Source organism: Azospirillum ramasamyi (assembly GCF_003233655.1).
GTDB lineage: Bacteria > Pseudomonadota > Alphaproteobacteria > Azospirillales > Azospirillaceae > Azospirillum > Azospirillum ramasamyi.
The window spans coordinates 2,394,830-2,408,250 of the sequence record NZ_CP029829.1 but is presented as its reverse complement, the minus strand read 5'-3'; the positions used below and the strand labels follow the sequence as shown (position 1 = coordinate 2,408,250).

Genomic DNA, 13,421 nt, shown 5'->3' with positions numbered 1-13,421 from the left:
GGCGGCGGCGGGACATCCGGTCCGCGCCGCACCGGGCTCTTCAGCCGTTCGTCGCCATGAGCGATCGTGTTGCAGGTGTCGTAAAGCTGTTTGCCGTCGTTGTAAACCGTCCGTCCCTCAGCCCCGCGCCGCGCGCACCCCGGCGGCCAGTTCGCCGACGAAGCCCAGCACGTCCTCGACCGTGCCCGGCCTGACCGCGTCCGCCCCGTCGCCGCCATCCGCCAGCCCATCGGCCAGCCGGGTGACGATGGCGGAGCCGACCACGGCGGCGTCGGCGACGCGGGCGACCTCGGCGGCCTGGTCCGGCGTCTTGATGCCGAAGCCGACGGCGACCGGCAGGTCGGTGTGGCGCTTCAACCGGGCGACAGCCGCGTCGACGGCGGTGTTCGACGCGCTGGCGGTGCCGGTGATGCCGGCGATCGACACGTAATAGACGAAGCCCGACGTGTTGCGCATCACCGTCGGCATGCGCGCCTCGTCGGTGGTCGGCGTCGTCAGGCGGACGAAGCTGACGCCGGCCTTCACCGCCGGAATGCAAAGCTCCTCGTCCTCTTCCGGCGGCAGGTCGACGACGATCAGGCCGTCCACCCCGGCCGCGCGCGCATCGGCCAGGAAGGGCTCCACCCCATAGGCGTAGATCGGGTTGTAATAGCCCATCAGGATGATCGGGGTGTCGGCGTCCTGCTTGCGGAAGCCGCGGACCATCTCCAGCGTCTTGCGCACCGTCATCCCGGCCTTCAGCGCGCGCAGCGAGGAGGCCTGGATCGCCGGGCCGTCGGCCATCGGGTCGGTGAAGGGCATGCCCAGTTCGATCAGGTCGGCGCCGGCGGCCGGCAGGCCGTTCAGCACGGCCTGCGACACGGCGGGATCGGGGTCGCCGGCGGTGATGAAGGTGACCAGACCGGCGCGTCCCTCCGCCTTCAGCGCGGCAAAACGGCGGGCGATGCGGCCATCGGCCCCAACATCGGCACTCTTCATGTCGGCACTCACAGTTCCACTCCCAGATGCTTGGCGACGGAGAAGATGTCCTTGTCGCCGCGGCCCGACAGGCACAGCACCATCAGGTGGTCCTTGGGCAGCTTCGGTGCGCGCTTGATGACCTCGGCAAGGCCGTGGGCGGATTCCAGCGCCGGGATGATGCCCTCGGCGCGGGCGCAGAGCTGGAAGGCGTCCAGCGCCTCCTGGTCGGTGGCGTAGGCGTATTCGACGCGGCCCACGTCGTGCAGCCAGCTGTGTTCCGGTCCGATGCCGGGATAGTCGAGGCCGGCGGAGATCGAGTGGCCTTCCAGGATCTGGCCGTCCTCGTCCTGCAGCAGATAGGTGCGGTTGCCGTGCAGCACGCCGGGGCGGCCGCCGTTGATCGAGGCGGCATGGTCGAGCGGCCCCTTTTCGATGCCGCGGCCGGCGGCTTCGACGCCGATCATCTGCACCGAGGGATCGTCCAGGAAGGGGTGGAACAGGCCGATGGCGTTCGACCCGCCGCCGACGCAGGCGACCAGGCTGTCGGGCAGACGGCCTTCCAGCTCCTGCATCTGGGTGCGGACCTCGTCGCCGATCACCGACTGGAAGTCGCGGACCATGGCGGGGTAGGGATGCGGGCCGGCGGCGGTGCCGATGATGTAGAAGGTGTCGGCGACATTGGTGACCCAGTCGCGCAGCGCCTCGTTCATCGCGTCCTTCAGCGTGCCGCCGCCAGACGTCACCGGGCGGACCTCCGCCCCCAGCAGCTTCATGCGGAAGACGTTGGGCTGCTGGCGGGCGATGTCGGTCTCGCCCATGTAGATGACGCAGGGCATGTTGTAGAGCGCGCAGACCGTCGCGGTCGCCACGCCATGCTGGCCGGCGCCCGTCTCGGCGATGATGCGGGTCTTGCCCATGCGGCGGGCCAGCAGGATCTGGCCGATGCAGTTGTTGATCTTGTGCGCGCCGGTGTGGTTCAGCTCCTCGCGCTTGAAGTAGATCTTGGCCCCGCCCAGCTGCTCGGTCAGGCGCTCGGCGTAATAGAGCGGGTTGGGGCGGCCGACATACTGCTTCAACTGCTGGCGCATCTCGCCTTCGAAGGCGGGATCGGCCCGCGCCTCGCGATAGGCCTTCTCGACCTCCAGGATCAGGGGCATCAGCGTCTCGGCGACGAAACGGCCGCCAAAGATTCCGAAATGCCCGCGCTCGTCGGGACCGGAGCGGTAGGTGTTCAGTTTGGTCATCGTCTGCGGCACTGCCTGAAGTCGAAGGAAAGCCGGGATAGGACTCGGTCTTGCGGGCGGCATCGGGTCCGGACGCCGGCCAAGCGCGCCACCATACCGGTGGGACGCGCCGATTTGAAGCGCCGGACCACGGCAATCCACGATTTCGCCCGTCCGCAAACATGGAGCGGGGCTTTGCACGGACAAGGCCGCGCCCTTACACTGGCGCCTTCTTCATTGCGGAGCATCCTTCCGATGACTCAGCGGACGCCGCCGTCGCTTGTCCCCACGGGTCTCCAGCCGGTTTCCCGCCGGATCCTGGTGGTTGAGGACAGTCCGCTCAACCAGATGCTTGTCACCGCCCTCCTGGCCCAGGCCGGCCACCGCGCCGACACCGCCAACAACGGGCTGGAGGCGGTGATGGCGGCGCAGGCCGGCGGCTACGACCTGATCCTGATGGATTTGTCGATGCCGGAGATGGACGGGCTGGCCGCCACGCGGCTGCTGCGCGGCCTGCCGGGGCCGGCCGGCCGGGTGCCGGTGGTCGCCATGACCGCCGACACCGGGGAGGCCGACCGCGTCCGCTGCCAGGACGCCGGCATGAACGACCACGTCGCCAAGCCGGTCGACCGGGCGCTGCTGCTGGAGACGGTGGAGAAATGGCTGCGCGCGCCCCTGTCCGCCGGCGCCGCCCCCGGCTTCGGCCCCTGCGCGGCGGCGGTTCCCGAAGCGGCGGGCGACGTGCTGGACCGCGACGTGCTGGCCCAGTTGGCCCAGGATCTGGAGGCGGACCTGCTGGCCGACGTGCTGCGGCAGTTCGTCGAGGAAACGCGGGAGCGGGTGGCGCGCATCACGGCGGAAAGCGACCTCGCGGTCCTGACGCGGGAGGCGCACACGCTGAAAAGCACCGCCGGAACCTTCGGCGCCCGCGCGCTCTGCGCCGCGGCCCGCGCGCTGGAGATGGCCTGCCGGGCCTCCTCCGCGGAGCCTGAAGCTGCGCGGCCCCTCTCTGCGGAGCTTGGGGAAAAGGGAGCGGCGGACGCGGTTGACGGCCTTCGCAGCGACATCGCCCGGCTGGCCGGGGATGCCGTCGCGGCCTACCGCGCCGCCGGATATCCGGTTTGACCTAACGGAACCGCATCACTCGACGACGCTGATGTTCACCGCGGAATCCTTGCCGTTGGTGCCGCGGGCGACCTCGAACTGGACGCGCTGGCCTTCGGACAGGGCATGCAGGCCGGAGCGCTGGACCGCGGTGATATGCACGAAAACGTCCTTCGATCCGGCTTCCGGCGCGATGAAGCCGTAACCTTTCGTGGTGTTGAACCATTTGACGGTGCCGTTTGTCATGGGCCTCCCCCTAGTCTCTGCGAAACGGGTCTGCATAATTGTTTGGTTCGAAATTGCCCGTATCGGCCGCGCCATGAGGTCTGCCGGGCAAGCGGAACCAAGACTTTGTGCGGGGAGGCTAGCCGCATGCTGTGGTTGCGGGCAATTCCGTCTCACGGCATAGGACAAAGGATTGCAAAATCCGGGGCCGAATTACGACCAAGGCGACTGCGCTTTGTCGAAGGGTATTAGCCCATTTCTTGGCGGATTTCTTGCACCTGCAGGAAATCCTTGCTGAAATAAAGGGTTAAAGCTTGCCTTCAGCCTGCCAGGCCAACCGTTTGCGGTAGATCGTCGAGGCGCTGATCTGCAGCAGGGCGGCGGCGCGCGGGATGTTGCCGTCGCAGGCGGCGATGGCATCCTCGATGGCGTCCTTCTCCACCTCCCACAGGGGCTTGATGGAGTCCGGGGAAGGGGGGACATGCGGGCGCGGCGCCGGGGCGGCGCCGGCCGCCTCCGGGACCGGGGCCGCGGCGGGGACCGGCGGCTGCGGCGCGCCCAGCGGCGGCGGCAGCATCTGCGGCGTCACCGTATCGCCGTCATGCAGGACCGCGACGATGCGCACGACATTCTGCAGCTGCCGGACGTTGCCCGGCCAATGGTAATGGCGCAGCGCCTGTTCCGCCTGGGGTGAGAAGCTGGTGAAGCCCTTCTTCTCCTCCTTCGCGAATTCCGCCAGATAGTGGCGGGCGATCTCCAGCACGTCGTCCTCGCGCTCGCGCAGCGGCGGCAGGTGGATGGGGATGACGTGCAGGCGGTAGTACAGATCCTCGCGGAACCGCCCCTCCTCCACCTCGCGCAAGGGGTCGCGGTTGGTGGCGCAGACGATGCGCAGGTCGACCTTCTCCAGCTTCGACCCGCCGACCGGGGTGAAGGTGCCGGTCTGGATGAAGCGCAGCAGCTTGGTCTGCAGGTCGGGCGCCAGTTCGCAGATCTCGTCCAGGAACAGGGTGCCGCCGTCGGCGCGCGACGCCGCGCCCTCGCGGTCGGAAACCGCCCCGGTGAAGCTGCCCTTCACATGGCCGAAGATCTCGCTTTCCATGAGATCCTTCGGGATGGCGCCGCAGTTGATGGCGATGAAGGGCCTTGCCGCCCGCTGGCTCTGGCGGTGGATCGCCTCGGCGCAGACCTCCTTGCCGGTGCCGGACTCGCCGGTGATGAAGACGGTCGCGCGCGAGGAGGCGGCGCTGTCGACGATGCGGTAGACCGCCTGCATCGTCAGCGACGAGCCGATGAAGCCGTGATAGCGGGCGCGGTTCAGATCCTTCTCGAAGGTGTCGACCAGCTGGGCCAGCCGCAGCCGCTCCATCGCGTTGCGGACGGTCACCACCAGCCGGTCGGCGGAGAAGGGCTTCACCAGGAAATCATAGGCGCCGTAGCGCATCGCCTCCACCGCCGCCTTCACCGAACCATGGGCGGTGATGACGATGACCGCGCAGGGCAGGGCCTGGGCGTCGATGCGCTTCAGCACCTCCATCCCGTTCATGTCCGGCAGCTGCAGGTCCAGAAGCACCACCTTGGGCGCGCCGTCGTTCAGCTGCGCCAGCGCGTCGGCCCCCGTCTCCACCGAGATGACGGCGTGGGATTCCTTCTTCAGGTATTCCGCGTAGACACGGGCCAGCGACGGCGTGTCTTCGATCAGCAGGACGGGTATGGAACCGGGCGGCATGCTGTGGACGACACGCAGAGGCAGGGGAGGGGCTGGACCCATTGTCTAACAGATAATCCTAAAAATCCTACCCCCACGCGCATGCGCAGGCCGCGAAGCGATCGATATCCCTGACGGACCGGATAGGCCGCGGTGCCGCCGCTTGCCGGGGGAGGCGCGATGAACTATCAGCAGCGGGCATCGGGGCGTCCGCGAGGGGCGTCGGGAAGAGGGGGATCGCCATGGCCGATCACGCCGTTCTGGCCGGCAAGCGCGTGCTGCTGGTCATCGCCGGCGGCATTGCCGCCTACAAGAGCCTGGACCTGATCCGCCGCCTGCGCGAACGCGGCGTGACGGTGCGCGCGGTGCTGACGGAGGCCGGCGCCCGCTTCGTCACGCCGTTGTCGGTGCAGGCGCTGACCGAGGATACCGTCTACCGCGACCTGTGGTCGCTGACCGACGAATCGGAGATGGGCCACATCCGCCTGTCACGCGAGGCCGACCTGCTGGTGGTGGCACCGGCCACCGCGAACCTGCTGGCGCGGATGGCGGCCGGCATGGCCGACGATCTGGCCGCCACCGTCCTGCTGGCCACCGACAAGCCGGTGCTGGTCGCTCCCGCCATGAATGTGCGGATGTGGCGGCATGCCGCGACCCAGGCCAACATGGCGCTGCTGGAAAGCCGCGGTGTGCGGCGCGTCGGCCCGAACGAGGGCGTGATGGCCTGCAACGAATACGGCCCCGGCCGCATGGCGGAGCCGATGGAGATCATCGACGCCATCGCCGCGCTCTTCGCGGAAGACGCGAACCGTCCCCTGGCCGGACGCCGTGCCGTCGTCACCAGCGGCCCGACGCATGAGCCGATCGACCCGGTGCGCTACATCGCCAACCGCTCGTCGGGGAAGCAGGGGCACGCCATCGCCGCGGCCCTGGCGAAGCTGGGGGCGGCGGTGACGCTGGTCAGCGGCCCGACCCGCCTGCCCGACCCGCCCGGCTGCAGCGTCGTCCATATCGAGACGGCGCGCGAGATGCTGGCGGCCTGCGAGGCGGCGCTGCCCGCCGACATCGCGGTCTGCGCCGCCGCGGTCGCCGACTGGCGCGTCGCGGGCGAGTCCGACCGCAAGCTGAAGAAGGACGGCGGCGGTCCGCCGGCGCTGGCGCTGACCGAGAACCCCGACATCCTCGCCACCCTGTCCAGGCCCGGCGAGCGCCGCCCCGCGCTGGTGGTCGGCTTCGCGGCGGAAACCGGCGACGTGCTGGCCTACGCCACCGCCAAGCGCGCCCGCAAGGGCTGCGACTGGATCGTCGCCAATGACGTCTCCCCCGGCACCGGCACCTTCGGCGGCAGCGACAACACCGTCCACCTGATCCGCGCCGACGGCACCGAATCCTGGCCCACCATGCCCAAGGACGCCGTCGCCACCCGGCTGGCCGAGGCGGTGGCGGGGTATTTCGCCGGGAAGTAGCGTCTACCCCTTACACCTTGCCATACGATACCCGAACACAGGATCCCCCATGTTCCCCACCGTCGCCTTCCTCCGCCTGCCCGGCAACGACGACCTGCCGCTGCCCTCCTACGCCACCGAGGGCGCCGCCGGCTTCGACCTGCGCGCCGCGGTGCCGGCGGACGAGCCCGTCGTGCTGGCGCCGGGCAAGCGGCTGCTGGTGCAGACCGGCTTCGCCGTCGGGCTGCCGGCGGGGTGGGAAATGCAGATCCGGCCGCGCTCCGGTCTGGCGGTGAAGAACGGCGTCACGGTGCTGAACACGCCGGGCACCGTCGACTGCGACTATCGCGGGCCGGTCGGCGTCTGCCTGATCAATCTGGGGGACGAGCCCTTCACCGTCGCCCGCGGCGACCGCATCGCCCAGGCGGTGATCGCCCCGGCCCCCCGGGCGGCGCTGATCGAAGTCGGGACGCTGGACGAGACCGCGCGCGGCGCCGGCGGCTTCGGGTCCACCGGCGTCGCCTGAGAACTCCATCCCCCGCCATCGTTTCTGTGGCATGATCGCCCCGCCGGAAGGGGTATGGCGCGGCGGGCGAAGCACCCCCCTCCGGTACTGGCGGCGGGCGAGGGGGTGGTCATGCGGAGTCCCCGGCGGAGCGTGGCGTTCCGCATCCTGGCGGGATTGACGGTAATCGGCGGGCTGGCCGCGGCGACCAGCGTCGTCGCCGTCTCGCTGTTTTCCCGCTTTCACCAGGGCTATGAGCAGATCGCCACGGCCAAGGTGCCGGGGTTGGTCGCCGCCGCGCAGCTGGTGCAGCAGAGCGGCGCCGTGGCCGCCATCGCCCCCGCCCTGGTCGCCGCCCAGGACCAGACCGCGCGCGAGGCGGTGATGGCGCGGATGGGCGACCAGATCGTCCGGCTGGAACAGCTGATGGCCCGGCTGATCGCCCATGGCGGCCCGGGAAGTGGAGGCCCGGCAAATGGCGGGCATGGAATCGGGGTTCAGGCCGATCTGGGCGAACTCGACCGCCGCAAGAACGAGCTGGTCGGCACGCTGCTGACCCTGAACGCCCAGGTCCGGCAGCAGTTGGCCCTGACCGCCGAGACCAATGCCCGCGCCCAGGCCCTGGCCGCCCTGACCGGCCGGCTGGGCGCCGCCGAAGCGCGGGAGGAGGCGGCGCCCTGGCCGATGGAGACGCGCTCCGGCCTGCCGGATGCCGAGGCGGCGGAGCGCAGCCGCGACGCGCTGGAGCGCTGGCGCCGGGATCTGACCGCGGCGGCCACCACGCTGCTGGCCGCCTTGCGCGCCGACCAGGACGGTCAGCTGGACGGGTTCCGGGCCGAAACCCGCGCGGCGCTGGACAATGCCGCCGCCGCGCTGGCCCTGCTGCCGCCGGACCGCGCCGCCCGGCTGCAGCCGCTGCAGCGCGAGGTGGAGGAGGCGGCCTTCGGGCGATCCCCCCTGTTCACCCTGCGCGCGGCGGAGCTGTCGTTGCAGCGGGCGGTCAAGCGGTCGGCGGCGCGCAATCAGGCGGTGTCGGACCAACTGGTCGGCATCGTGTCCGACTATTTCCTGGTGGTGGAGCAGGACGTCGCCCGCCGCTCATCCGAGTTCGAGCGGGTGATCGGCGACGGCAAGCGGGCGGTGATCGCCATGGCGCTGCTGTCCATCCTGGGCGCCGCCGCCATCTTCGCCTACATCCACCGCAACGTGGTGGCGCGGCTGCGCCGGCTGCGCAGCGCCATGCAGGCGGTGGAGACGGCCGAGCCGGCGGCGATGCCCGACCTCGACCTGCCACCCGCCACCCCGTCCGGCAGCCGGGACGAGATCGGCGAGATGGCCCGCGCGCTGGCCTATTTCGTCACCACCATCCGCGCCCGCGAAAGCGCGCTGGCCGACGGCGAGCGGCGGCTGCGCACCATCCTGGAGCAGAGCCCGGTCGGCGTCTCCATCGGCCGCACCGACGGCACCGTCGCCTTCGCCAACGCCCGCGCCGCCGAACTGGCAGGCCGGCCGCTGGACGCCTTCGTCGGCAGCCGCCACGCGCTGGCCCTGCCCGGCGCCAGCATCAGCCGGGGTGGGACCGGTCAGCAGTGGGAGGCCGGAAACGGCGGTGTCCTGGTGCGCGACGCCGAGGTGGCGGTCGACCGCCCCGACGGCAGCCGGGTCTGGGCCCTGCAGACGCTCCAGCGCACCAGCTTCGAGGGCGAGCCGGCGGTGCTGGCCTGGAGCTACGACATCACCGCGCGCAAGCAGGCGGAGGAGGCGCTGCGCGCCGCCAAGGAGCAGGCGGAGATCGCCGCCCGGTCGAAGGCGGAATTCCTGGCCACCATGAGCCACGAGATCCGCACGCCGATGAACGGCGTGCTCGGCATGCTGGAGCTGATGGCGCTCACCCCGCTGGACGAGGAGCAATGCACGCTGGTCTCCACCATGCGGGAGAGCGGGGCCGCGCTGCTGCGGATCATCGACGACATCCTGGATTTGTCGAAGATCGAGGCCGGGAAGCTGGAGCTGGAGGAGCTTGACCTGCGTCCGGCCGAGCTGGTGGAGGGGGTGGCCGACCTGCTGGCGCCCCAGGCCCACCAGAAGGGGCTGGCGCTGATCTGCGACATCGACCGCTCGGTGCCGGCGCGGCTGCGCGGCGATTCCGGCCGGCTGCGCCAAATTCTGTTCAACCTGACCGGCAACGCCATCAAGTTCACCGACCGCGGCCGGGTGGTGCTGCGCGTCCATGCCGCCGGGTCCACGCGCCAGGATCATGTCAGCCTGCATGTGGCGGTGCAGGACACCGGCATCGGCATCGGGCCGGAGGGGCAGGCCCGGCTGTTCCAGCCCTTCAGCCAGGCCGACAGTTCCACCACCCGGCGCTTCGGCGGCACCGGGCTGGGGCTGGCGATCTGCACCCGGCTGATCGAACGGATGGGCGGACGGATCGGCGTCGGGTCGGTGCCCGGCCAGGGCTCGACCTTCTGGTTCACCGTGGACCTGCCGCGGGGGAAGGATGCCGCCATGCCCGCCCCGGCGCCGCTGGCCGGACTGGCCGTGCTGGTCGCCGACGACGACGAGGTGCAGCGCGACGTGCTGGCCCGCTACCTGGAACAGGGCGGGGCGACGGTGACCGCCGCCGCCACGGTGGCCGATGCGGCCTCCCGCCTGGGTCGCGGAGGGGTGGGGCTGCTGGTCACCGGCGGGACGATGGCCGGGCGGCTGGAACCGCTGGCCGGCGCCTGCGGACCCGGACTGCCGCGGCTGCTGCTGGGCGACGGGCGGGGGAACGGCCCGGCGGTCGCTTCGCCCCACGGCGAACCGGGCGCGCTGGTCCAGCCGGTCCACCGCACCGCCCTGATCCGCGCCGCCGCCCTCCTGACCGGCCGCGCCGCACCAGACGCGGAGCGGGCCGGTGTCGCGGCCGGCACGGGAGAGGAAGAGCGGGACAATCCTCCGGCCTACGGCCCGGTCCTGGTGGCGGAAGACCATCCGACCAACCAGCAGGTCGTCCTGCGCCAGCTCCGCCGCCTTGGCTGCACGGTGGATCTGGCGGCGGATGGCGAGCAGGCGCTCGCGGCATGGCGCATTGGCCGCCACCGGCTGGTCATCACCGACTGCCACATGCCGGTGATGGACGGCTACGAGCTCGCCCGCCGCATCCGGGCGGAGGAGGACGGAACGGAGCGGCGCACCGCCATCGTCGCCATGACCGCCAACGCGCTGTCCGGCGAGATGGAGCGCTGTCTGGCCGCCGGCATGGACGATTACCTCGCCAAGCCGGTGACGCTGGTCCAACTGTCGCAGGTGCTGGCCCGGCGGCTCGACGCCACTCCCCGCCCGCCGGAGGCGAAGATGGAGCCGGGACCGCAACCCACCCGTCCGCCGGACGAACCGGACCTGCCGGTGCTCGACCTCGACCACCTGCGCGAGACCTTCGGCGGAGGCCGGGAGGACGGCATCGACGGCGGCACGCTGGACATGATGGACTTCTTCATCGAAACGACGCGGCCCACCCTGGACCGGGTGCGGCAGGCGCTCGACGCGGGGGAGATGGAGGAGGCGCGGGCGGCCGCCCATTCCGCCGCCGGGGCGGCGCGCACCGCGGGCGCGCAGGTGCTGGCCGCCGCCTGCACGGCGCTGGAGCGTGCGATCGTGGACGCACAGCTTGAGGAGGTGGAACGCCATGCCCGCGCGATGGCCGCGGCCTTCCCGGAGGTCGAAAAAGCGATTCATGCGCTTCGTCACACGAAAGAGACGGTATCCCTGCCGGAAGAGAGCATGGCGTGATCGGACGTGTTGGGGCGAAATCTACTTGGACGGGAGCGGCAACCCGAAAAGGCGCACGGTGGACGCGAGTTGCTTGTCGGTGGGGTATGGCTGAACTACTCTGAATATCTTGATTCATTTGGACTGATTAAGCCGGGCCATCGCCAAGCCCCGGCGATCCGGGGGTGGAAAGCGTGGTCGGTTTCGCTGGCTTCTTTTGGAACAAGGAAACCCGGCGGGAGGCCGAACATGCAGCCGCAGACCGCGACCGCTGGCGGGCGATGCTCGCCGCCTCTCCCTACCCCTGGTGCGCCTGGACGGAGTCGGGCGTGGGGAGTTTGTCGGACGAGGCCGGGGCCCTGCTGGGCATCTCCAAGGCCGACGCCCTGCCGGATGCGGTGTCGTCGCCCGACCTCGCCGCCGCCCTCCTCCGCCTGCGCCGCGACGGCGAGCCTTTCCGCTGCGAAGGGCTGGCGCCGGATGGCCGGCGGCTGGTGCTGACCGGCCGGCGCGGCCGTGCCGGCGACAGCTGCTGCGACGTGGTGTGGATCGAGGACGTCACCGTCGCCCGCGACGCCGCGCAGGACGCCACCCGCCGGCACGAGAAGGAAGCCGGGGCCGCCCGCTCCCGCCTCGCGGAGCTGCAGGCGATGGCCGACGCCCTGCCGATCCCGGTGTGGATGCGCGACCGCTCGTTGCGGCTGTCCTGGTGCAACCGCGCCTATGCCCGCGCCGTCGACTGCGATCCGGACAACGTGGTGACGGAAGGGCGGGAACTGACCGTCACCGGCCCGGCCCTGGCCGAACGGGCGCGCAGCGGCGGCTTCGCCCAGTCCGACCGCGCGCCCGTGGTGATCGGCACCGAACGCCGCCTGCTGGAGGTGACGGAGGCGCCGCTGCCGCTGACCGACGGCGGCGGCACGCTGGTGGTCGGCTATGCGCTCGACCTCACCCCGCTGGAGGAGCTGCGCGGCGAGCTGGACCGCCACCTGACCGCCCATGCCGAGGTGCTGGAACGGCTGGGCACCGCCATCGCCATCTTCGGCTCCGACACCCGCCTGACCTTCTTCAACCAGGCCTATGCCCGGCTGTGGGATCTGGACGAGGCGTGGCTGCGCACCGAGCCGACCAACGCCGAACTGCTGGAGGAGCTGCGCGCCCGCCGCCGCCTGCCGGAATATGCCGACTACCAGACCTTCAAGCGCGAACGCCTGACCCGCTACACCCATCTGGTGGAGCCGGTGGAGGAGATGCTGCACCTGCCCGACGGCACGACGCTGCGTCATCTGGCCGCTCCCCACCCCCAGGGCGGGCTGATCACCATCCTGGAGGACGTGACCAACACGCTGGCGCTGGAATCCTCCTACAACACGCTGATGGCGGTGCAGCAGGAGACGCTTGACAATCTGGCGGAGGGCATCGCGGTGTTCGGCGGCGACGGCCGGCTGAAGCTGTCCAACCCGGCCTTCGCCCGCATCTGGGATCTGGAGGACGGCGACCTGCACGGCGAACCGCACATCGCCGACGTCTTCGAGCGGATGCGCCCGCTGCTGGAGATCGCGCCGCCGGACAGGCAGGGAGAGGCCGCCGCCTCCGGCTGGGAGGCCCTGAAGGAGGAGCTGATCGGCGCCACGCTGGAACGCAGCGTCCGCTCCGGCCGGGTGGAGCGCAGCGACGGGTCGGTGGTGGAGTTCTCCACCCTGCCGCTGCCCGACGGGGCGGTGCTGAACAGCTATCTGGACGTGACCGACGGTGCCCGGCTGGAGACGGCGCTGCGCGCCTCCAACGCGGCGCTGGAGGCCGCCGACCAGCTGAAGAGCGAGTTCATCGCCAACGTCTCCCACCATCTGCGCACGCCGCTGAACGGCATCATCGGCTTCGCCGAGGTGCTGGCGAACCAGTATTTCGGCGAACTCAACCCCCGGCAGATGGAGTATGTGCGCAGCATGCTGTCGGCCGGGGAGCGCTTGCTTGAGCTGATCGACGACGTGGTCGACCTGACCAGCCTGGGGGCCGGCGTGACCACGCTGGAGCGCGGTTCGGTCAGCCTGCCCGACCTGCTCGACTCGGTGGCCAGCCTCACCCGCGATTGGGCCCGGCGCGAAGGGCTGCGCATGGAGGTCGTGGCCCCGGAGGCGCTGGGCGAGATCGAGGGCGACGGCAAGCGGCTGAAGCAGGCGCTGTTCACCCTGGTGGTCGGCGCCATCCGCCACCCGCCGCCCGACCGCCGCATCCGGCTGGCCGGCGAGCGGCTGAACGGCAGCGTCACCCTGTCGGTCAGCGGCGCCGCTCCGCCGGACGCCGATCCGCAGGGCGCGGCGGCGCTCGGCGTCTCGCTGGCGCGCAACGTGATGGAGCTGCATGGCGGCCGGCTGGAGCTGGACGAGTCCGGCGACACCGGCGTCTACCGCAGCGCCCATGTCCGCTGCATCATGCCGGTGCGCGCCCCCGCCAACGGCGTCAGGGCCGGGTGAGCGGGACCAAAGACGCGCTCCCGG

Annotated in this window: 9 protein-coding genes; 5 read left to right on the top strand and 4 right to left on the bottom strand. The window is 70.9% G+C overall.

Annotated features, from left to right (window positions below; all coding sequences use genetic code 11):
- Positions 1-117: 117 nt before the first annotated feature.
- Both trpA and trpB read right to left on the bottom strand, forming a co-directional pair.
- On the bottom strand, positions 118-978 hold the full coding sequence (gene trpA, locus DM194_RS11290) for a tryptophan synthase subunit alpha (protein WP_111067403.1): 861 nt from the start codon (positions 976-978) through the stop codon (positions 118-120).
- 8 nt (positions 979-986) lie between these two features.
- Complete coding sequence (gene trpB / locus DM194_RS11285; RefSeq protein WP_111067402.1) at positions 987-2,204, bottom strand: tryptophan synthase subunit beta; 1,218 nt, start codon at positions 2,202-2,204, stop codon at positions 987-989.
- Positions 2,205-2,438: 234 nt separating this feature from the next.
- Here trpB and DM194_RS11280 point away from each other — a divergent pair, with 234 nt between their 5' ends.
- Positions 2,439-3,308 (top strand): response regulator, encoded by an 870-nt coding sequence (locus DM194_RS11280; RefSeq protein WP_111067401.1) that lies wholly within the window; start codon positions 2,439-2,441, stop codon positions 3,306-3,308.
- A 15-nt stretch (positions 3,309-3,323) separates the two neighbouring features.
- Here the strand turns inward: DM194_RS11280 and DM194_RS11275 are convergent, their stop codons facing one another.
- Positions 3,324-3,533: a cold-shock protein gene (locus DM194_RS11275; RefSeq protein ID WP_014249082.1), complete on the bottom strand. Its 210-nt coding sequence runs from the start codon at positions 3,531-3,533 to the stop codon at positions 3,324-3,326.
- Between the two features lie 286 nt (positions 3,534-3,819).
- Complete coding sequence (locus tag DM194_RS11270) at positions 3,820-5,241, bottom strand: sigma-54-dependent transcriptional regulator (protein ID WP_111067400.1); 1,422 nt, start codon at positions 5,239-5,241, stop codon at positions 3,820-3,822.
- A gap of 221 nt (positions 5,242-5,462) precedes the next feature.
- Between DM194_RS11270 and coaBC the strand changes: the two genes are divergently transcribed.
- From coaBC to DM194_RS11250, 4 genes are all read left to right on the top strand, one after another.
- Entirely contained in the window at positions 5,463-6,686 is a 1,224-nt protein-coding gene (gene coaBC / locus DM194_RS11265; protein ID WP_111067399.1) for a bifunctional phosphopantothenoylcysteine decarboxylase/phosphopantothenate--cysteine ligase CoaBC, read from the top strand.
- A gap of 49 nt (positions 6,687-6,735) precedes the next feature.
- A complete protein-coding gene (gene dut / locus DM194_RS11260; RefSeq protein ID WP_111067398.1) occupies positions 6,736-7,191 on the top strand; it encodes a dUTP diphosphatase in 456 nt (151 codons plus the stop codon).
- Positions 7,192-7,302: 111 nt separating this feature from the next.
- Positions 7,303-10,944, top strand: a complete 3,642-nt coding sequence (locus DM194_RS11255; protein WP_111067397.1) for a hybrid sensor histidine kinase/response regulator — start codon at positions 7,303-7,305, stop codon at positions 10,942-10,944.
- Between the two features lie 173 nt (positions 10,945-11,117).
- Positions 11,118-13,397 (top strand): sensor histidine kinase, encoded by a 2,280-nt coding sequence (locus DM194_RS11250; RefSeq protein ID WP_246024202.1) that lies wholly within the window; start codon positions 11,118-11,120, stop codon positions 13,395-13,397.
- Positions 13,398-13,421 lie beyond the last annotated feature (24 nt).